The following is a 22462-nucleotide window of genomic DNA, read 5'->3' as shown; positions in this document are numbered from 1 at the left end:
GGGTAAGATGAAGTTTGAAGTAAAGTGGAAAAGGGAAAAAAAGGAACGCAATTTTTTAATAGTGTTATCAATTGTATTTGCGGTGTTTTGGGTTTTAGGAAATTATGAGGTGCTTGGGTTTTCAGGATTATCTTTGATTTGTGTTTGTACAGCACGTGTCATTCTTTATAGTATCATTTTATATATTTTACTGGGAATTATTTGGGATAAGATTTTAGCTTTTGAAATGATGGATAGTAAAGAAGAGCGAAAAAAGTCGAAAAAGTTATATTGGGGAATCGTTGGAATCTGTCTGATATGCTGGCTGCCATATTTTTTGACATTATATCCGGGGGTAGTGACGTGGGATTCAGAATGGCAGGTAGAGCAGGCAATCGGACTTAGCAGTTACAGCAATCATCAGCCATGGATTCAGACGTTGATGATTAAATTTTGCTGCTTTTTGGGAAAACTAATCAGTGACAGCATAAATACAGGTGTTGCCATTTATGTGATGTTTCAAATGTGTGTCTTAGCACTGATTTATGCCTATGTCATTTATTATCTGTATCAGAAAGGGACAAGAAGAATATATCTGATTGGCTGTCTGATTTTCTATGCAGTTTTTCCAATCAATGCGTTTTATGCTGTGACAATGTGGAAAGACGTGCTTATGGGAGCAATAGTCCTTTTGTTTTCTGTGATTTTGTGGAAAATGGAGTGCAATGAACAGACAAAAGTGGACTGGATTTTATTCTTCATAACAGGCATTCTTATAAGTCTTTTAAGAAGCAACGGATTTTATGCATATGTGCTGTGTATTCCGTTTATTATATTTTTCATGAAGAAAAAAAGAGTTCAGACGGGACTCATCTGTATTGCGACTGTGTTTCTTGTAATGTTTGTGAAGGGGCCTGTTATGGAGCACTATAAAGTGGTACAACCGGATACGATTGAAGCGCTATCCATTCCTGCACAGCACATTGCACGTGTTATTACAGATGGAGGAGAACTGACCCAGGAACAGGAAGAATTATTGAGTAAAGTTGTAGATTTGGAACGGGTGCCAAAAGAGTATGACAGTACAATCTCAGATCCGATTAAAACGTTGGTGCGAGAAAAAGGAAATCAGGATTATATTAAGGAACATGCAAAAGAGTATTTGAAATTATGGCTGGAGCTTGGAATGAAATATCCAGGAACATATCTGAAAGCACAGATCGATCAGACGAGAGGATTTTGGTGTCCCGGAGTGGAATACTGGGCTGTGTCGACAGAGGTTAAAGATAATACATTTGGAATGGTAAGAGATTCAAAATTACCATCAGTATTTCAGGCTGGATTGGAAAAAGTGGAAGGTTTCTTTTATGCGATGCCGGTAATAGCATGGTTTTGGGGAATTGGGATTTATACATGGATCGCAATTGCGATGTTTTGGATCAGCATTTTCAAAAAACAGAAAATTTTAGTGTTTTTCCCTGTGCTTGCAATCGTGGCTTCACTTATGATTGCGACACCGGTGTTTGCGGAGTTCCGATATGCATATGCAGTTGTAGTTACAGTTCCGTTTTTTATTGCGATAGGATGCAGTAAAAAGCACCTCATACTTGCTGATAAAAAGATTTTAGTGTATGATAATATCAACTGATTTTGAGCAAAAGAAAAGGGGAAACTCATATGGAAGGAAAGAAGGGGAGATTAACTAACTGGTTCACACGCCTGAGCAGGGGAAAGAAGATTGCTTTGTGCATCAGCGGCGTTATTATTTGCCTTGCAGCATCAGCGGGATTCTATGTGACTGCAAAACTTGGAAAGGTAAAGCGAGAAGTGATTCCGAAGGAAAAGATTGTAGTCAATGATCTGGAAGAAGATGTGGGCGTGGGATATACGAATTTTGCTGTTTTTGGAGTGGATTCGAGAGAGGGAGAGATGGAAAAGGGAACGAGAACAGATTGTCTGATTGTTGCCAGCTTGAACAATGAGACAAAAGAAGTCAGGCTTGTGTCTGTGTATCGTGACAGTTTTTTAGATCTTTCAGACGGAACACTTCAGAAATGCAATGCGGCGTACAGTTATGGTGGTGCCGAGCAGGCAATCAATATGCTGAATATGAATCTTGATTTGGATATACAGGATTTTGTGACCGTCGATTTTACTGCTGTTTCAGATGTTGTAGATTTGCTTGGCGGCATTGAGATTGAGATTCAGGAAGAGGAAGTTCAGTATATCAACGAGTTTATTGATGAGACAGGTGCAGTTGCAGGCAAGGCTGCGAACCATATCACGACGGCCGGATTACAGACATTGGATGGAGTTCAGGCTACAACTTATGCGCGTATCCGATCTACGGCGGGAAGTGATTTCACAAGAACAGAGCGACAAAGAAGAGTAATTGAGAAAATTGCTGAAAAAGCCGTAAAAAGTGATTTGGTGACAATCAATAAAATTATCGATCAGGTATTTCCGAAAATAAAGACAAGCCTGAGTATTACGGAAATCTTAAATTACGCAAAGTCGTTTGCGAAATATAAGATCGCGGAGACAACAGGATTTCCGATGGAAAAGACAACGGATACCATTCCAGGAAAAGGAAGTATTGTGATTCCCACAGATCTACTTACAAATGTGAAAATGCTTCATGAATTCCTATATGGAACGGTTGATTATCAGCCTTCGGCAAAAGTACAGAGTATTGACAGTGCGATCAAGGCAGAGCTTGGGACAAGCCAGTCAGACAGCAGCGCAGAGCAATCAGGGGGAGCGTCTGGTGAGACACAGGAGAATCAGAATTATAATAATAGTTATAATAATAACAGCAATGGCAATGATAGCAGTGAGGAAAGTACAGGCGAGCAGGTCGCGCCGGAAGAACCGGTAACTCCGCAGGAGCCGCAGCAGCCAGTAGAACCGGAAAGTCCGCCGACGGAGCCGACGGACCCGCCTACAGAGCCGACGGACCCGCCGACGGAACCAACAGATCCGCCTGCAGAGCCGACGGATCCACCGACGGAGCCAACAGATCCGCCAACGGATATTGAGAGTATAAGCATTCCCAAAGAGAAACATAGATAGGCTGGGGATGCTTATTTCAATAGGGGATGATAAATATTAAGAAGGGAATTGGTTTGATGAAAAAGAAGAGAAAAAAATCGAGGAGAAAAAAGAGAGTTCTTTTTTTGCTGGCAGAGATTGTGATTCTTGCAGTATTACTGGCAGTGGGCTATGTGATTTTAAAGTATGATAAGTTTCAGGTCACATCATTTGATGAGGGAGACATCAAAGTGAATGAGGGAGCAAATCAGGAAGGATATACAACGGTTGCGCTGTTTGGAGGAGATTCCAGAGAAGGACAGCTGGAAGAGGGAACACATGCGGACTGCATCATTGTAGCAACAATTGATAATCAGACGAAGGAAGTAAAGATGGTGTCTGTCTATCGTGATACGTTGACGGAGCAGATGAATGGAGAAATCAAAAAGGCCAACAATGCATATTTTACAGGCGGTCCGCAGGATGCTATCAATATGCTGAATAAAAATCTGGATTTGGATATTCAAAATTATGTAACAGTTGACTTTAAAGCGTTGGCGGATACGGTTGATCTGCTTGGCGGAATCGAGGTTGACATTAAGGAAGAGGAAGTCCAGTACATGAATGAGTTTTTGGAAGAGACAGCGCAGGTGGCTGGTAAAGAAGCGAAGTTCATTGAGCATTCCGGTAATCAGCTCCTTGACGGAAGTCAGGCGGTTACCTATGCAAGAATTCGCTCCACGGCAGGCGGAGACTATACGAGAACGGAGCGGCAGAGGCTGGTTTTGGAAAAAATCTTTGACAAAGTGCTGCATACAAAGCTTGGAACAATCAATAAGATTATTGATGAAGTCTTTCCACAGGTGTCGACAAGCTTTTCGCTGAAAAATTTGATTGGATTGGCAGCGGATGCGACTCAGTATCAGCTTGGCGAGGCGAAGGGATTTCCATTTGAGCTGACAGATGGCAATGTGGATGGTGTCGGAAGTTCGGTTATACCGCTTGGACTTGCAGAGAATGTTCAGGAACTGCATGAGTTTTTGTACCCGAAGGACGAGTATACAGTGTCTGAAAAAGTGAAAGAGATTGCGAGTGAAATCGAGACACTCACAGGATATACAAGGGCTGATTATACGGAGAGCGCACAAGATACGGAAAATCAGGAATAATGTCAAATAACTAGACAATTTGATGAAAACAGTGTAATATGTATGAAGAATGTCAGAAACTGGCATGCAATAATTGTTACGAAACGAAAGAAAGAGGAAGAACGCATGAAAGTAATGAAAAAAATAGCCACATTTATATTGTCGGTATGTCTGATAGTACCATGCTTTGGAATGCTGACATATGCAGCAGATGGACAGATTGTATTCAGTGATCCATCCACAAAAGTAGGAGAGACGGTAGAAGTTACCGGAGTAGTCAGAGCGGGAGCGGCAATCGGTGATGCAGACTTGAATCTGACTTACAATACAGAATATTTAAAATTCAAAAGTGGTGATAATGTCACGGAATCCGGAAGTGGACAGTTAGTCTATTCCGGCAAAGGAACAGGAAGCGAGACTGAATTAAGATTTAACATGCAGTTTGATGTATTGAAAGAAGGAACTGCAAAGATTGAAGTCAGCAGTTATAAAGCATGGCTTTACTCAGATGAGACTTTGAACTGTACTGAAGGTTCATCTGCGGTTACAATTGCAGCAGGAGATGGCACAACACCGACAGATACAACAGAAGGCTCAACAACTGATGTGAAAGTAACTGTGAACGGAACAGAATATACACTTTCTGAATCATTTTCAGAGGCGGAGATTCCATTAGGGTTTGCAGAGGCAACTATGGAATATGAAGGAGCACAGCGCAAAGTAGTAAAGCAGCAGACAGCAGATGTATATTTAGCATATTTGGTAGATGCGGACAACAATGGAAAGTTTTTCTTGTATGACAATGACACATCGACATTTGTTCCGTTTGAACAGATTAATATTTCTGACACAGCGGCGATTATGCTTCTTTCAGAACGAGGAGATATCAAACTTCCAAAGGAATATCAGGAGACTGAGATTACATTGAACGATCAGACATTTCCTGCCTGGAGAAATGCAGAAGAGAGCGATTATTACATTCTGTATGCCATGAATAACCAGGGCGAAAAATCATTATATCAATATGATTCTGTAGATGGAACATATCAGAGATTTGATGCTCCGACGGTAGAGACAGAGGAAAAAGCAGACTCATTTTTAGGGAAATTTATTTCATCTATTGAGAACTATTTAAATTATGTGATATTAGGTGCAGCAGTACTGTTTGTCATTTTGATTGTGATTTTAATTGTATTAGCAGTGAAACTCCACAACAGAAATGCGGAATTAGATGAGCTGTATGATGAATATGGAATTGATTTAGAAGATGATGAAGATATTGAAATGATCGAGACGGATGAGGAGTCTGAGAATGAGACTGCAAATCAGGAAGCAACTGCAGAAGATGCCAATCCTGAAGAGACATATTTAGAGGAAAAACAGGTTGCAGAGGCAGATGTTCAGGAGAAAGATACTTTTGCAGATGAAGATGAGTTTGAAGATGACTTTGTAGGCGAAGACGATTTCGGAGATGATTTCGATGATGACGATTTTGATGATGATTTCGGGGACGACTTCGACGACGATGATTTTGATGATGATGACTTTGGTGACGATGACTTTTCAGACACCGACTTTGGCGCTGATCGTTTGAATGATGAGAGAACAGCATCGGCGAAAGAAAAGAAACAATCTTATGAAGATTTTGACCTTGATTTTATTGATTTAGACGATTAAGGAAGCGAAAAGAGGAACTTGGGATAACTAAGTATCCTCTTTTTTTCTTTACAAATCAGTTCAGGTTTGCTACAATAAACCACATAGTGCAAAAAAAATGGTGATTTGTACAAAAGTGGAGGTAAAAATTATGTGTGGAATCGTAGGATACATTGGAAATGAACAGGCAGCCCCTATTTTGTTAGATGGATTGGCAAAATTGGAATATCGTGGATATGATTCAGCGGGGATTGCCGTATATGATGGAACAAAGGTAGCAACATTAAAATCAAAGGGAAGACTGAAAGTGCTAAGTGAATTATCTCACGATGGTGCAACACTTCCGGGAACAGTCGGAATCGGTCATACAAGATGGGCAACACATGGATCACCATCGGATGTCAATGCACATCCGCATTTCAACAAAGAGGAATCTATTGTTGTTGTTCACAATGGAATTATCGAAAATTATCTGAAACTAAAAAAGAAACTGGAGAAAAAAGGGTACGAGTTTATCTCTGAGACGGACACAGAGGTTATTGCTCATTTACTTGATTATTATTACAAAGGCAATCCGTTGGAGGCAATCACAAAGATTATGCATCGTATGGAAGGCTCCTATGCTCTTGGAATAATCTTCAAAGATCATCCGGAAGAATTGTATGCAGTCCGCAAGGACAGCCCATTGATTGTGGGACATACAGAGAATGGAAATATCATTGCATCAGATGTTCCGGCAGTATTGAAGTATACAAGAGATGTATATTTCATTGAAAATGAGGAGATTGTCCGTATGACAGACTCTACAATGGAATTTTTCACAGTGGATGAAGAGCCGATCGAAAAAGAATCCACAAGAATTGACTGGGACATCAATGCCGCAGAAAAAGGTGGATTTGAACATTTCATGCTGAAGGAGATGTACGAACAGCCGAAAGCGATTCTGGATACATTTTCGCCGAGAATCAAAGGCGACGACATTGTGATTGAAGAATTAAAGATGAGCGATGACGAGATCCGTGCGATTAAAAAGATTATGATTGTTGCATGTGGTTCTGCGAATCATACAGGAATGACAAGCAAATATATTTTTGAAGGACTGGCAAGAATTCCTGTGGAAGTGGACTTGGCGTCTGAATTCCGTTATCGCAACCCGATTTTAGAAGAAGGGACACTTGTCATCGTAGTTAGTCAGTCAGGAGAGACAGCAGATTCTCTGGCAGCGCTGAGAGAGGCGCAGGCAAGGGGAGCAAAAGTGCTTGGAATTGTCAATGTTGTCGGAAGTTCAATTGCAAGAGAGGCGGACAATGTGATGTATACATGGGCAGGTCCGGAGATTGCGGTAGCTACGACGAAGGCATATTCTTCTCAGTTGATTGCATTGTATTTGCTCGCAATGAAATTTGCGCATGCAAGAGGTACTTTGGATGACGCAGGCTTGAAAGAGATGCTGGAAGACCTGCAGAAGCTTCCGGAACAGGTAGAATTGCTGTTGAATAATAAAAATAAAATTCAGAAGTTTGCAAACCGCTATCTGGCTGCAAAAGATGTATTCTTTATCGGAAGAGGAATTGACTATGCTATTTCCATGGAAGGTTCTCTGAAATTAAAAGAGATATCTTATATTCATTCAGAGGCATATGCAGCGGGAGAGCTGAAGCATGGAACTATTTCTCTGATTGAAGAAGGGACATTGGTTGCAGCGGTGCTTACTCAGGAAGATTTGTATAAAAAGATGATCAGCAATATGGAAGAAGTGCGTACACGTGGGGCGTTCGTTATGGCAGTGACAAACGAAGGAAATACCGATGTGGAGAGAGTAGCAGATTATGTCATCTATATTCCGGAGACAAACAGATATTTTGCAAATTCATTGGCAATCATTCCACTTCAACTGTTTGGATACTATGTATCTGTCGGAAGAGGATGCGATGTGGATAAGCCGAGAAACTTAGCAAAATCAGTAACTGTAGAATAGTTTTTCAAAGTTTTTTTGCAAATAAAACACAGTTTTATCACAAATTATTGTTAGACTACTATCATCAAAGGAAATGAAAGGAGTCTTGACAATGGATAATGAATATAATTACGGAAATAATGAAGAAAAAAGAGAGGAACCGGCAAGAATAGAACCGCCGGTACCGGAAGATGGGATAATAGAGGAAGCTGCACAGACGGAACAAAGAACAGAGCAGGAGAATACATCATACTATGAAAAACCGCCGGTATATGAATCTTCCACACAAGAGTCCCAGACACGTGATTTTCAGTCGTATGATTCTCAGTCGTATGATTCTCAGTCATACGATTCTCAGACATATGGTGCGCCGACATATGAACAGCCAGATGAGGAGTCAAAGAAGCAGCCGCGTCGCCATATGAGAAAGGAAAAAGAGAGAAAGCCGATTCATATTGGTGTGAAGTGGGCAACATGCATCTGCATGGCACTTGTATTTGGTTTGTTGGCAAGCGCAGCATTTCAGGCAAGTAATCTTGTGATCAATAAAGTGGTTGGAAATAAAACTACGGTCGCATCATCCGGACAGAAGGTGAATTCCACAAAAGTATCGACGAATACGAGTTCAGATGTAGATTCCGATCTTGCGGATATGGTGGAAAATGTAATGCCGTCAGTTGTATCAATTACAAATTTAAGTGTACAGCAGGTACAGGATTTCTTTGGCGGTGTTCGTGAATATGAAAGCCAGAGCAGCGGATCTGGAATTATTATCGGACAGAATGATTCAGAGTTATTGATTGTGACAAATAACCACGTAGTAGAAGGAAGCAGTACACTGACAGTTACTTTTGTAGATGAAGAGAGCGTTGAAGCACAGGTAAAAGGAACAAATTCCAACATTGACCTTGCAGTTGTAGCCGTTCAGTTAGATCAGATTAAAGACTCTACTATGAAAGAGATTAAGACAGCGACACTTGGAGATTCTGATGCAATTCGTGTAGGTGAGCCGGCAATTGCAATTGGAAATGCTCTTGGATATGGTCAGTCTGTAACAAACGGAATTATCAGTGCAAAGGACAGAACTGTAGATGGTTTTGAGACAACTTTAATTCAGACCAATGCAGCAATCAATCCTGGTAATAGCGGTGGAGCACTTTTGAATGCCAAAGGTGAAGTAATTGGTATCAATACAGTAAAAGTAAATGCAGATGCAGTAGAAGGTATGGGATATGCGATTCCGATTTCAGATGTGACAGATGTTATCAATGATTTGATGAATCGTCAGACAAGAACCAAAGTAGATGAGTCAGAGCGAGGAGCGCTTGGTATCAGCGGTACAGATGTGGACTCACAGAGTGCTCAGGTGTACAATATGCCGGAAGGTGTGTTTATTTCCGACGTAACAAAAGACGGCGGAGCTGAAAAAGCTGGTCTCACAAAAGGAAGTATTATCACAGAGTTTGACGGAACAAAGATTGATAGTATGGATACTTTGAAATCTCAGCTGGAATACTACAAAGCAGGCGAGACTGTAGATGTAACTGTTCAGGTACCGGAAAAGAATGGTGAATATAAAGAACAGACTGTACAGGTAACACTTGGTGAGGCAGCTAAGTAAGATAATCGGACTAAAAGATACATGGAATAAATGCAAAATTTATTTCCATGTATTTTTTTGACTGTTCAGACCCGGTTGAAAAATCAAAAAACATATGCTATTCTAAAATTAGTTCGAAAAATGGTGAGGAGGTATCTGAAAATGTACGAATTTGATGAATTAAAAACAGCAGACGCTGAAATAGCAGAAGCGATAACGAAAGAGATGGAAAGACAGAATTCTCATATTGAGCTGATTGCATCAGAAAACTGGGTGAGTCATGCGGTGATGGCAGCGATGGGAAGCCCTTTGACGAATAAATATGCAGAAGGGTATCCGGCTAAGCGTTATTATGGTGGTTGTGAGTGTGTAGATGTTGTTGAGAATCTTGCAATAGAACGTGCAAAAAAATTATTTGGATGTGATTATGCGAATGTACAGCCTCATTCAGGAGCGCAGGCAAACATGGCGGTATTTTTTGCAATGCTGATGCCGGGAGATAAAGTACTTGGCATGAATTTGGATCATGGCGGTCATCTGACACATGGATCACCGGTTAACATGTCCGGAAAATATTTTGATGTTGTGTTTTACGGGGTGAATGATGAAGGATTCATTGACTATGAAGATGTGAGACAGATTGCATTGAGAGAACAGCCGAAATTAATTGTGGCAGGTGCAAGCGCATATGCAAGAACTATCGACTTTAAAAAATTCCGGGAGATTGCAGATGAAGTAGGAGCGTATCTTATGGTGGATATGGCACACATTGCAGGACTTGTGGCTGCCGGACTGCACCCATCGCCAATTCCGTATGCAGATGTGGTTACGACCACTACTCATAAGACGCTCAGAGGCCCTCGTGGAGGAATGATTTTATGTAATCAGGAGGCAGCAGATAAATTTAACTTTAACAAAGCCGTGTTCCCGGGAATTCAGGGAGGACCGCTCATGCATGTGATCGCTGGAAAAGCGGTATCCTTTAAAGAAGCATTGCAGCCGGAATTTAAGGTGTATCAGGGGCAAATCGTAAAAAATGCAAAGGCGCTCTGTGACGGATTAATGAGACGTGGAGTGAAAATTGTCTCAGGTGGAACGGATAATCATCTGATGCTTGTTGATTTAAGCGGAACAGATTTAAGCGGAAAAGAATTGGAAAAACGTTTGGACCGTGCACATATTACATGTAATAAAAATACGATTCCAAACGATCCAAGATCACCGTTTGTGACGAGCGGTGTTCGACTTGGAACTCCTGCAGTTACGACAAGAGGTATGGTCGAAACAGATATGGACAAGATTGCAGAGGCAATCGCACTTGTGATGGAAAGTGAAGAAAATATTGAAAAAGTAAAAGTAATGGTGGCGGAATTAACAGAAAAATATTCGTTGTCTTAGATGAGAGAAAAGCCTTGGAGATCCAGGGCTTTTTGTTGTATGCATGGAAATTGAGTCCTATTTACATAACAAATGTTCTGTAAGAATCACATTTGCTTCAAAATATCCCTTGACAGATTGTGATAGATAGAATAATATATACATATACCCCCTATATGTATGTTGAGAGGAGTGAATGTTATGGTTACAGAAAAATATAATATATCAGGAATGACATGTGCGGCATGCAGCAGTGCGGTGGAGCGTGTCACAAGAAAGCTTGAGGGTGTCTCGGAGAGCAATGTGAATTTGACAACGGGAATTTTGACGATCACGTATGATGAGACAAAGATTACACAAAATGATGTAGTGACAAAGGTGGAACGTGCAGGTTTTGGGGCAGAACTGCATGTGGAGAAGAACAAAGAAGAAAAAGTGAAAGAGGAGGAAGCTTTAGAGCAGGACATCAAAAAGACAAAGCATAGATTGGTCACGAATGTACTGCTGGCAATTCCGTTGCTTTACATTTCCATGGGGCATATGGTTCCCTTCCCGATGCCTTTGCCGAACATTTTGGACATGCACCATAATCCGCTGAATTTTGCCTTGGCACAGCTGATTTTGACAACGATTATCTTATATAATGGAAAAAAATTCTATCTGGTAGGATTTAAAAGTTTGTTCCGCGGACATCCGAATATGGATTCCCTTGTTGCAATCGGAACAGGAAGTGCCTTTTTGTACAGCTTAGTTATGACGATTTCTATTCCGGGCAATGAAAATGCAGTACACAATCTGTACTATGAATCTGCGGCAATCGTTGTTACGCTTGTCATGGTAGGAAAGTATATGGAAGGACGAAGCAAAGGAAAGACGTCAGAGGCAATTCGCAAGCTGATGGAGCTAGCGCCGGATACGGCAGTTGTGATACGAGACGGAGAACAGAAAGAGGTACCAGTGGAATCTGTCGCGCTTGGCGAACTGATCTTGATTAAGCCGGGGAGTCGTATTCCGCTGGATGGAATTGTGGTGGAAGGAAGTACCAGTGTGGATGAATCGATGCTCACAGGTGAGAGTATCCCGGTAGAGAAAGAAAAAGAAGATGAAGTAATCGGAGGAAGCGTAAACTATCAAGGTGCGATCACTGTAAAAGTAACTCATATTGGCGCAGACACGACACTTGCAAAAATTGTGAAGATGATGGAAGACGCACAGGGAAAGAAGGCTCCGATTTCAAAATTGGCAGATACTGTGGCAGGCTATTTTGTTCCGACTGTTATGACGATTGCAGTTGTGGCAAGTATCATTTGGATGCTACTTGGACATGATATTACCTTTGTGCTGACAATTTTTGTATCTGTGCTCGTCATTGCATGCCCGTGTGCGCTTGGACTTGCAACTCCGACAGCGATCATGGTAGGAACCGGACTTGGGGCAAACCACGGTATTTTGATTAAGAGTGGGGAGGCACTGGAGATCAGCCATAAAGTTGACGCGGTTGTATTGGATAAGACGGGAACGATCACAGAGGGAAAACCGACTGTTATGCAAGTGATAAGCCACAGCGAAAGTGAGGAAAAATTGCTTCAGATTGCAGCGTCCTGTGAACAAGTGTCAGAGCATCCGCTTGGAGCCGCGATTGTAAATGGTGCAAAAGATCGTGGAATAGAATTAGAAAAAGTGGTTGAGTTCCAAAGTATTACCGGTCAGGGAATTGAAGCAATCATTGCCGGAAAGACTTATTATATAGGAAACAAAAAGCTTTGCGTGGAACAGAAGATCGATTTTTCCGAATATGAGGAGGAGGCGCTTCAGATTGCGGGAAAAGGACAGACACCGATGTTTGTAGCTTCAGGCGGTAAAGTAATCGGGATTGTGAGTGTCGCAGATACTGTCAAAGAGACGAGTAAAGCGGCAATTCAAAAAATCAAAGAACTGGGGATTGAGTTACACATGCTGACAGGAGATAACCGTCTGACAGCAGAATATATAGGAGAAACAGTGGGGGTAGATCATGTGATTGCAGAAGTGCTGCCAAATGATAAAGCATCTGTTGTAGAAGTACTGCAAAAAGAAGGAAAATGTGTTATGATGGTAGGAGATGGAATCAATGATGCACCGGCGCTTGTACAGGCAGATGTCGGAGTTGCAATCGGAAGCGGAAGTGATATCGCATTGGATTCCAGTGATATTGTATTGATGAAGTCAAATCTGCAGGATGTATATAAAGCAATTCGGTTGAGCAAGGCAACGATCCGCAATATTAAACAGAATCTGTTTTGGGCATTTTTCTATAATGCATGCGGTCTTCCGCTGGCAGCCGGAGCGTTATATGCAATCAACGGAACGCTGTTGAATCCGATCTTTGCAGGGTTGGCGATGTCTCTTAGCTCAGTCTGTGTAGTTGGAAATGCTTTGAGACTTAAGACGACAAAGTTGGACTAGGGAGAATGAACATGGAAGAAAACAAATGCTGTGAAAGAACAAAACATCGTTCAGAAAAAGAGAAGAAAGACTTGATAACTCGCCTGAATCGAATCGAAGGTCAGGTCAGAGGGATTAAGAACATGGTGGAGGAAGAACGCTATTGCGTTGAGATTTTAAATCAGGTATCAGCAGTTCAATCCGCACTGAACAGTTTCAATAAAAAGTTGTTGGCAAGTCATATTCATTCGTGTGTAGTAGAAGACATACGAGACGGAAAAGATGAAGCGGTAGATGAACTGTGTGAGGTAATACAAAAATTAATGAAATAGTGGAGGAATTAGTATGACAATCATTAAAGCAGAAGATATGCACTGTGAAAAATGTGTAGAACGAATCACGAAGGCGATGACAGATGCAGGACTTGATTTTCAGGTAAGCCTTGCAGACAAGACAGTTTCCATTGATGGATGCGACAGTTGTGTGAAAAAAGCGCTGGAGATTTTAGATGATTTGGGATTCGAGGGAATCGTTCAGAAATAGGGATGTACAAAGGACAAGTATCAGGAAGAAGCTGGTACTTGTCTTTTGCAAATATGGGGGATTGTATGAAAGAAAAATGGAAAATAGCAGTGGCATTTCTTGTACTGGGAGTATTTATTGTGGCAGGAAATTTGCGTGTGAGTGCAACAGAATCCGAAGACCTGTTCCTGAAGGATATTTTGGATGACAGTACGTATGTAAAAGCGATACTCGGAGGAGGGTATCTTGGCAAAACCATTTTGTATGATGTAGATGGAGAGAAGACAGTTGTATATCCAAATGACGGTGAACATAAGACGATTGTAAGAAATGGGCAAAAAGCGACTGTGTTTTATGGGAAATATCGAGGAAAAGATGAGCATAAGGACTATCGGGATTTGTTTCCGGAACTGGATATTTCATTTTTTTATGATCCGGTGAAAGAATTAGGGCTAAAGATGAGTGAAATACAGGAACAGAATTATCAGATTGAAGTAACTAAGCAGGAACAGATTGAAAACTTCCTTGTTCCGTTATCTTTTGTGGGTGTGATTGACAATGAGATGTTTACGATTTCACAAATCGATATTTTGTTCGATGAGGCATGCCGCCCGATTGAGATACGGTTTCACATCACATCGGATGTGGCGCAGCAGGATCGGATTACCTATTTAGAGCAGCAGCTGAATCAGAAGTTTGAATATACAACAAGAGAAGTTGTAGAGAATGCTTTTTCTGATGTGGAAGACGAAATTGCACAGATCAAACCGTTTGAGGAAGTTGAAGTAATTGACTATATTGATGAACTGTCAAATGTGGTCAAAGTGACAGATGAGCATTTTCTGCTTGTTCTACAGGCGCAGACGGAAGAGTTGACGGACCGTGCGGGGTGGGACAAAAGAGCTGTGTTTGCGTATCTGGAGGCGGTCGATAATAAGTTCGGACAGTTTGCCAAGGGATATGAAGGGGAACAGATTACACAAGAGGAGTATCTGGAGCAGTTGGACAGAGTGTACAAATCGGCACATTTGGTCGGCTCAGATGTCTATACCTATATGTTTGAGTCCAGTGAGCTTAAAGCAAAGAAGAAAGCGTTGCTTGTCATAGAGCAGATGGGTGGATATTTGGATGAGAACGGGATGTTACAATTGAAAGACGGAGATGAATTTTATCTGAGTATGGAACCACATTCTGTTTTTCTGGAGGATTATGCCCAATGTGTCCGAGATGCTTATCAGAAGAAAAATAAAACGTATAAGCGGTTGGATGATACGATGATTCACCAATTCCGTATGTATATAGATAAACATAATATAGAATATGTGCGCAATAACTTTGACGGGAAGACGGACTATGAGAAATTGAAAAATTATGCGGCGGAGTTTGAGTTCTCTTTGTATTATGGAGAACCCTCCAGACATCACAATAAAATTCAAAAAGACAGTGCATTTGACGGACAAAAGTACGATAAAATTCTGACGCCGAACAGGCTGTCAGAGTTTATCATCAATGTGGAGACGGGAGAATTTGTGACAGAGTGGGACGTGCTGAAAACGAAAGATACACAGACTGTGATGAGCAAAGATTCTTCCTATAAAAAAGAGAAAGAAAGCTCCCAAAAAAAGGTGGTGGATACGGAATCTTTCAATTATGCGCCGGCGGACTATGTGGAGGCACATCAGATGCTTGATGTACTGCCGGCATCGCCGGCTAAGGAGAAAAAGCTTTATTTGGAAAATGATTTGAAGAAACTGTTGAAAAAAACATGGAAAAGTCCAGAAAAGAAAATTTACCGGGAAAAATACAGGAAACCAAGTGATTATTTAAAATAGAGGAGAAAAAGGATGAGAAAAAGAAATAAAGTGCTATTTGGGATTGCAGGCTGTCTTTTTTTGACTGCATGTGCAAAAGAGGTAGATGGTGCGGAAAAAATCAATGATATTTTAAAACAGCAGCCATACGTAGATGTTCAGCTGGGGGAGGAATATCATCAAAGTGAGGTGAAATTTTCTACGGAGGAGGACAAGGCGGTCGTGCCAAAAGGTGCTGAGTGGGGAAGAGCAGAGTACCGTGAAAAAAAAGAAGCCGGGATATATTATGGAGAAGGGGAAGGTGGAGAAATCTTTGAGACAGATTCGGAAATCACACCGGAGCTTTATATGGATGCTTATTTTGAGTCTATTCAGAATCTGAATCTGACGGCCGCCCAGGTACAAAAGGAAGAATATGTGATTCAGGTAACAGAAAATAAAAAACTCGAATTATTCGAAGAAGAATTACGGATGCTCACCGGAATCATCATGAAAGACCATTATGAATTGACGGGGGTAGAAATTACATTTGACAAACAATGCAGACCGGTACAAAAAAATTTCCAACTGCAGGATATTGATGAAGATGAATTAAAAAAAGGAACAATTGAAAGTGAGGACTATGTGCAAAAGTTTTCATATGAGACAGGACAGGGGAAGTTTGACAGGACAATCAAGAAAGTGAAGAAAGAAATCAACGAAGAATAGAAGAACCAATTTCAGAAGCATACATACAATATACTATAAGTATTCAAGAAAGGGAAAAATATGTATGCAAAATTATCGCGATAATATCATGCAATACCGGGCGAACAGACAAATGGCTCCGTGCTGCGAAAAAAATGATGCATTAGAGGGAATGCCTCTGGCGATGGCATATGTGCCATGGCAGATGTGGAGAAAGCTTTATGATGCAGAAAAAGGGTTCTCCTGTGGAACGATTTTCGAGGAATTGAATAAACCATTTCGAGGGATGGGAGGGTGTCAGAGATGATGGCAAAACCTTGTAGAAAAGATTTACTGCAATGGATCAATGTAGTAAGTTTTGCGGTAGATGATGTGAAATTGTTTTTGGATACCCATCCATGTGACCAGAATGCGCTTGCGTATTTTCAGGAATACAGCAGGATGCGAAATGAGGCGTTAAAAGAGTATGCGAAATACTACGGACCGCTTACGATTGACACGGCGGCGGAATCCTGCGCAGACAGATGGAACTGGATCAACGAGCCATGGCCATGGCAGGAAGGGGGATGTTAATCGATGTGGAATTATGAGAAACGATTGCAGTATCCGGTAAAAATTACGCAGACAAATCCAAAGATTGCTCAGGTAATTATTACGCAATTCGGAGGACCTGACGGCGAACTGGCTGCTTCTATGAGATATTTGTCGCAGCGTTATACGATGCCGTATAAAGAAGTGACCGGAATTTTAACGGACATCGGCACGGAAGAGCTGGCCCACATGGAGATGATTTGTGCCATTGTCCACCAGCTCACCAGAAATCTTTCAGTAGAAGAGGTTGAAAAATATGGCTTTGACAAATATTATGTAGACCACACCCTTGCGCTTTGGCCACAGGCGGCAAGCGGAGCACCGTGGACGGCGACATATTTTCAGTCAAAAGGAGATCCAATTACGGATCTACATGAGGATATGGCAGCAGAGCAGAAGGCGAGAACGACGTATGACAATATTTTACGTCTCGTAAAAGATCCGGAAGTGTGTGATCCGATTCGTTTCCTGCGAGAGCGTGAAATCGTGCATTACCAAAGATTTGGTGAAAGTCTTAGAATCGTGCAGGATGATTTGGACAGTAAGAATTTCTATGCGATCAATCCGGAATTTGATATGAGAGGGAACTGTAATTGTAAGTAGACAGAGTGTACAAGGAAAGTTTAACAGGAAAAAACAAGTTGTTTTTATGAAAAGATGTGGGTATAATGTTAAAGTAACGTCGGTGTGGCAGTTGCGGCACCGGCGCTGCGTGAACAAAAGACAGCAAGAATGAAACAGAAGGAAAATAGAAGGAGAACAATACATGTGCGGATTTACAGGATTTGTAGGAGCAATCGAGAATAAAGAACAGGTGCTTGAAAATATGATGAATACCATTGTACATCGTGGACCAGACAGTGCAGGGACGTTTTTAGATGACGATGCAGCGCTTGGATTTCGACGCTTGAGTATCATCGATATCTCTTCGACAGGTGACCAGCCGCTGTATAATGAAGATAGAACAAAAGTACTGGTATTTAATGGAGAAATTTATAATTATCAGGAATTGAGAGAAAAATTAATTGAGGCGGGACATGAGTTTAAGACACATACCGATTCAGAGACACTTCTTCATGGATATGAGGAGTGGGGAGAAGCGTTGGTTGACCGTCTTCGTGGAATGTATGGGTTTGTAATTTGGGACAGAGAAAAGAAAAAAATGTTTGGCGCGAGAGATATTTTCGGTATCAAACCATTTTACTATGCACAGATGAACGGAAGTTTTTTATTTGGTTCCGAGATCAAATCGTTTGTGGAACACCCGAAATTCGATAAAGTATTTAATGAGGAGGCACTGGGAAATTATTTATCATTCCAGTTTGTGCCTACAAATGAGACCTTTTTTAAAGGGGTATATTGTCTCCAGCCGGGACATTATTTTACTTACGAGGATGGAAAGCTTGAGGTTACAAGATACTTTGAACCGAATTTTACAGGAGATACGGACAAGTCATTTGATGAGGTTGTGGATGAAATCGAGAAAGTGATGAAAGAGTCTGTAGAGATGCATAAGATCAGTGATGTGGAGGTTGGATCTTATCTTTCAAGCGGTGTGGACTCCAGCTACATGGCTTATTTAGGACAGGTTGACCGCACGTTCACAGTCGGATTTGGGGAAGAGAAATACAGTGAGATTCATGATGCAAAAGAATTTGCAAAGAGTATTCATATGAAGAACGACAGCAAGATTATTGAACCGGATGAGTATTGGGATGCGCTTTCTGATATTATGTATTATATGGACGAGCCTGTGGCGGATCCGGCAGCGATTGCGCTTTACTTTTTGAGTAAGGAGGCCGCCAAAAAGGTAAAAGTAGTTCTGTCAGGAGAAGGTTCAGATGAGTTGTTCGGTGGATATAATATTTATTGTGAGCCTCTTGAGTACACCGGATTTAACAAAGTGCCGTTATTTATCCGCAGGATGTTAGGGGCATTTGCGGAAAACTGCATGCCAAGGTCGATGAAGGGACGCGGATTTTTGATGCGTCACGGAAAAACGCTAGAAGAGCGTTATATTGGAAATGCGAAGATATTTACAGAAAAAGAGGCGAAGAAAGCGATTAAAAAAGGATTTGAACCGGGTTGCATGAAAGTGACTGCTCCGATCTATGAGAGAGTAAAAGGAAAAGATCCGGTCACAAAGATGCAGTACCTGGACATTCATCTCTGGCTTGTGCATGATATCCTGATGAAAGGGGACAAGATGGGAATGGCAAACTCTTTGGAAGTGCGTGTCCCATTTTTGGATAAACAAGTGCTGGAATTGGCGCAGACGCTTCCGCTTCAGTATAAGGTGGACGCGCCAAAGACGAAGATTGCGCTTCGTGCGGCAGCGGAGAGAGTCATTCGCAGCAAGACTGCAGAAAAGAAAAAACTTGGTTTCCCGATTCCGATTCGTGTATGGCTCAAGGAAGAGAAATATTATAATAGGGTAAAAACGCAATTTTCATCAAAAGAAGCACAACAGTTCTTTAATGTATCGTATCTTCTGAAACTTTTGGAAGAACATAAAGCAGGAAAGCAGGATAACAGCCGTAAGATATGGACGGTATATATTTTCTTATTGTGGTATGACAGATATTTTGCAAATGGGAAACCGATACATCCATCTATGAATAACGGGCAGTAAGAATTCGATGGGGAGTGTAAATGTGACTACTCGTAAAAAACAAAGGGAAAAACGAAAAGAAAAAAAGCAGGTAGAAGAAGGTGTTGTTCAGTATTTCGATTACAGTCTGCTGGCAATTGTCATTTTTCTCATGTGCTTTGGGCTTGTCATGCTTTATAGTACAAGCTCTTATCGTGCGCAGATTAAATATGGGGACAGCATGTATTTTTTTAAACGTCAGGCGCTGATCAGTCTGGCGAGTGTGTTCGTGATGCTCGTAGTTGCGAAGATTAACTATCACTGGTATGCAAAGCGTTCAAAGATTTTGTATATTGTGGCGTTTGTCCTGATGGCGCTGGTGCTCACGCCTCTTGGAATTGAGGTGTACGGTGCAAGAAGGTGGATCAGACTGCCGCTTGGGCAGCAGATGCAGCCTTCAGAAGTGATGAAGATCGCAATTATCCTATTTATCCCATACCTGATTTGTCAGGCGGGAAGCAAGGTGAAACAACCAAAGGAGGCGCTTAAGATATTTGCGTGGGGAGTGGCAGCTGCGCTCGGAGTGTATAAGCTGACAGATAACATGAGTACGGGAATCATCGTGCTTGGAATTGTGAGCATTATGCTGATCATTGTCTATCCGAAATCAGCTCCTATTGTTGTACTTGGAATTGCTGCCTGTATTGTTGGATATGCGGGACTTCACCTTTTAGGCGAGTATCTGGAATCAAGTGGGAGTTTTCGTATGGAGAGGATTCTTGTGTGGCTGGATCCGGAGAAATATGCCTCAGATGGCGGACTTCAGGTTGTGCAGGGGCTTTATGCGATTGGTTCCGGCGGATTTTTTGGGAAAGGGCTGGGAAACAGTGCGCAGAAGATGATTATTCCGGAAGTACAAAATGATATGATTCTGGCTATTATCTGCGAGGAGCTAGGCGTATTTGGAGCGATTATCGTATTGGTATTGTTTGCAATACTGTTGTACCGGTTGTTGTTTATTGCACAGAATGCTCCGGATCTATATGGATCTTTGATCGTGATTGGAATTTTTGCACACATTGCATTACAGGTTATTTTTAATGTGTGTGTTGTGCTGAATCTGATTCCGACAACAGGAATTACACTCCCGTTCATCAGCTATGGGGGGACTTCGATTTTGTTTTTGATGATAGAGATGGGAATCGCTCTTGGTGTGTCAAGTCGTATTCGGTTTGAAGAATAAAGAAAGGTCTTTTCAAATATACATAAATATGATATAATAATATGTAGTATTTAAAACTATATCGTACGGTGCTTTGGAGGAAAAGATTGATGAGTTATAAAATTATTGTAGACAGCTGCGGCGAATTGACAAAAGAGATGAAAGAGAGCGGGATTTTTGAAAGTGTTGCCCTAGGTATAGAAGTGGGAGGACATCATATTGTAGATGATGAGACATTTGATCAGGCAGATTTTTTAAAAAGAGTGTCAGAAAGTCCGGAATGCCCAAAATCATCCTGCCCATCCCCGGAACGATATATGGAAAGTTATCAGTGTGATGCACAGCGTGTATATGCAGTGACATTGTCGGCAGAACTGAGCGGTTCCTATAACAGTGCGGTTTTAGGGAAGAATTTATACACAGAAGAACATGGCGAAAAGCAGATTTATGTATTTAATTCCCGTTCCGCTTCAATCGGGGAGACATTAATCGCACAGAAGATTGCAGAATGCGAAGAGCAGGGAATGGAATTTGAACAGGTTATCGCAGCTGTAGAAAAATTTATAGCGAGACAAAATACATATTTTGTGTTAGAATCATTAGAGACGCTTCGCAAGAATGGACGGCTAAGCGGTGTGAAAGCGCTTGTGGCATCAGCGTTGAATATTAAGCCAGTTATGGGCGGTTCAGAAGAGGGAACTATTTATCAGATTGGTCAGGCGAGAGGAATGAAGAAAGCGCTTGTAAAGCTTGTGGATACTCTTGTTGAAAAGGTTGAAGATCCGGAGAATAAGATACTTGCGATTGCCCATTGCAATTGCAAAGAACGTGCCAATGATGTGAGAAAGATGATTGAGGAAAAGATTCATGTGAGAGATGTTATCATACTTGACACAAAGGGAATCAGTTCCATGTATGCAAGCGACGGAGGAATTATTGTCTCAATATAAGAAAGCGGACGGAGGATGAAAGATGAGTCAGGAAAAAGTGTCACGTTACAAGGAAGAAAAAGCAAACCGAAAAGCGATGATGAAGAAAGAAAAGAGAAAGCATTTTTTTAGAAAATGTGTAGTAGGAATAGTAGCACTCGGCTTGGTTGGATGGATTGGATATTCTGCATATAGCATGTATGAAAGCAGCAGACCGCGCCAGACAGCAGAAGTAGATTACAGTGCGATTGACTCTTATATAGATAGTTTGAACGGAACAGAGACAGAATAGAGAATGAAAAAAGAACTGCGTGTCAGTTCTTTTTTATTATGGAAGAAAAGTTTGTGAAAAGTTTGTGAAAGGTTTACACAAACTTATAAAAAATGCTTGAAATGGCAGGAAAAGTAGTTTACAATGGTTTTAGGTGGTAGAAAGTGGTGAATAGTGGTGTGAAATGGTAGACAAGTGGCAGTACCATTTCGAAAGAAGGTGTTTTCATTGTTGACAGGAGAATTTAATCACAGTATCGATGCGAAGGGCAGATTAATTATCCCTTCTAAATTTCGTGATATCCTGGGTGAAGACTTTGTCATCACAAAAGGATTGGATGGTTGCCTGTTCCTGTACCCAAATAATGAATGGAAAATCTTTGAAGAAAAGCTAAGAACCTTACCGCTGACAAATAAAAACGCCAGAACTTTCACACGTTTCTTTTTGGGAAGTGCAGTGGATGGCGGCCTTGATAAACAAGGCAGGGTATTAATCTCTTCTGCCCTCAGAACTTTTGCGGGATTGGAAAAGGAAGTCGTTTTAGTAGGAGTGCTAGATCGAGTGGAAATTTGGGATAAAGCAAAATGGGATGAAAATAATGCTGTTGTAGAAGAAGATATGGACGAGATCGCAAGTCAGATGGAGGAGTTAGGACTTGGAATCTAAGG

At 41.3% G+C, this 22462-nt stretch carries 20 protein-coding genes; all 20 read left to right on the top strand.

What is annotated here, in order from left to right:
• Window positions 1-7: 7 nt before the first annotated feature.
• The 20 genes from AC6I5B_RS13230 to mraZ all read left to right on the top strand — a co-directional run bounded on the left by AC6I5B_RS13230 (window position 8) and on the right by mraZ (window position 22460).
• A complete protein-coding gene (locus AC6I5B_RS13230) occupies window positions 8-1627 on the top strand; it encodes a DUF6020 family protein (RefSeq protein WP_004611137.1) in 1620 nt (539 codons plus the stop codon).
• Between the two features lie 29 nt (window positions 1628-1656).
• The gene (locus AC6I5B_RS13225) at window positions 1657-3051 is read left to right on the top strand and encodes an LCP family protein (RefSeq protein WP_004611136.1); all 1395 of its coding nucleotides are present in this window, start codon (window positions 1657-1659) and stop codon (window positions 3049-3051) included.
• 56 nt (window positions 3052-3107) lie between these two features.
• Window positions 3108-4178: an LCP family protein gene (locus AC6I5B_RS13220; protein ID WP_022251232.1), complete on the top strand. Its 1071-nt coding sequence runs from the start codon at window positions 3108-3110 to the stop codon at window positions 4176-4178.
• Between the two features lie 105 nt (window positions 4179-4283).
• Window positions 4284-5834 (top strand): cohesin domain-containing protein, encoded by a 1551-nt coding sequence (locus AC6I5B_RS13215; RefSeq protein WP_044986503.1) that lies wholly within the window; start codon window positions 4284-4286, stop codon window positions 5832-5834.
• Between the two features lie 130 nt (window positions 5835-5964).
• Window positions 5965-7791, top strand: a complete 1827-nt coding sequence (gene glmS / locus AC6I5B_RS13210; protein ID WP_022251230.1) for a glutamine--fructose-6-phosphate transaminase (isomerizing) — start codon at window positions 5965-5967, stop codon at window positions 7789-7791.
• Window positions 7792-7882: 91 nt separating this feature from the next.
• Window positions 7883-9391, top strand: a complete 1509-nt coding sequence (locus AC6I5B_RS13205) for a S1C family serine protease (protein WP_330673610.1) — start codon at window positions 7883-7885, stop codon at window positions 9389-9391.
• A gap of 141 nt (window positions 9392-9532) precedes the next feature.
• On the top strand, window positions 9533-10768 hold the full coding sequence (gene glyA, locus AC6I5B_RS13200; RefSeq protein ID WP_022251228.1) for a serine hydroxymethyltransferase: 1236 nt from the start codon (window positions 9533-9535) through the stop codon (window positions 10766-10768).
• A 180-nt stretch (window positions 10769-10948) separates the two neighbouring features.
• Window positions 10949-13192, top strand: a complete 2244-nt coding sequence (locus AC6I5B_RS13195) for a heavy metal translocating P-type ATPase (protein ID WP_497773391.1) — start codon at window positions 10949-10951, stop codon at window positions 13190-13192.
• Window positions 13193-13203: 11 nt separating this feature from the next.
• Window positions 13204-13503, top strand: coding sequence for a metal-sensing transcriptional repressor (locus tag AC6I5B_RS13190; protein WP_022251226.1), 300 nt, complete (start codon window positions 13204-13206; stop codon window positions 13501-13503).
• Window positions 13504-13516: 13 nt separating this feature from the next.
• Window positions 13517-13714 carry a metal-binding protein gene (locus AC6I5B_RS13185; protein WP_004611128.1) on the top strand — a complete coding sequence of 66 codons (198 nt, stop codon included), beginning with the start codon at window positions 13517-13519 and terminating at the stop codon, window positions 13712-13714.
• Between the two features lie 65 nt (window positions 13715-13779).
• Complete coding sequence (locus tag AC6I5B_RS13180; protein ID WP_159431691.1) at window positions 13780-15525, top strand: DUF3114 domain-containing protein; 1746 nt, start codon at window positions 13780-13782, stop codon at window positions 15523-15525.
• Window positions 15526-15537: 12 nt separating this feature from the next.
• A complete protein-coding gene (locus tag AC6I5B_RS13175; RefSeq protein WP_004611126.1) occupies window positions 15538-16212 on the top strand; it encodes a hypothetical protein in 675 nt (224 codons plus the stop codon).
• A 64-nt stretch (window positions 16213-16276) separates the two neighbouring features.
• Complete coding sequence (locus tag AC6I5B_RS13170; RefSeq protein ID WP_004611125.1) at window positions 16277-16498, top strand: spore coat associated protein CotJA; 222 nt, start codon at window positions 16277-16279, stop codon at window positions 16496-16498.
• Complete coding sequence (locus tag AC6I5B_RS13165; RefSeq protein ID WP_004611124.1) at window positions 16495-16764, top strand: spore coat protein CotJB; 270 nt, start codon at window positions 16495-16497, stop codon at window positions 16762-16764. The genes AC6I5B_RS13170 and AC6I5B_RS13165 overlap by 4 nt, the downstream gene beginning before the upstream one ends.
• Before the next feature lie 3 nt (window positions 16765-16767).
• A complete protein-coding gene (locus AC6I5B_RS13160) occupies window positions 16768-17385 on the top strand; it encodes a manganese catalase family protein (RefSeq protein WP_004611123.1) in 618 nt (205 codons plus the stop codon).
• A gap of 163 nt (window positions 17386-17548) precedes the next feature.
• Window positions 17549-19414, top strand: coding sequence for an asparagine synthase (glutamine-hydrolyzing) (gene asnB, locus AC6I5B_RS13155; RefSeq protein ID WP_004611122.1), 1866 nt, complete (start codon window positions 17549-17551; stop codon window positions 19412-19414).
• Between the two features lie 7 nt (window positions 19415-19421).
• Window positions 19422-20615, top strand: coding sequence for an FtsW/RodA/SpoVE family cell cycle protein (locus AC6I5B_RS13150; protein ID WP_004611121.1), 1194 nt, complete (start codon window positions 19422-19424; stop codon window positions 20613-20615).
• Between the two features lie 89 nt (window positions 20616-20704).
• Window positions 20705-21544, top strand: a complete 840-nt coding sequence (locus AC6I5B_RS13145) for a DegV family protein (RefSeq protein WP_004611120.1) — start codon at window positions 20705-20707, stop codon at window positions 21542-21544.
• 22 nt (window positions 21545-21566) lie between these two features.
• The gene (locus tag AC6I5B_RS13140; protein ID WP_004611119.1) at window positions 21567-21815 is read left to right on the top strand and encodes a hypothetical protein; all 249 of its coding nucleotides are present in this window, start codon (window positions 21567-21569) and stop codon (window positions 21813-21815) included.
• Window positions 21816-22022: 207 nt separating this feature from the next.
• Window positions 22023-22460 (top strand): division/cell wall cluster transcriptional repressor MraZ, encoded by a 438-nt coding sequence (gene mraZ, locus AC6I5B_RS13135; RefSeq protein WP_022251219.1) that lies wholly within the window; start codon window positions 22023-22025, stop codon window positions 22458-22460.
• Window positions 22461-22462: the final 2 nt, after the last annotated feature.

It is taken from the genome of Faecalimonas nexilis (genome assembly GCF_059731825.1).
The sequence above is the reverse complement of the archived record's forward strand: the minus strand, read 5'-3'. Positions and strand labels throughout refer to the sequence as shown.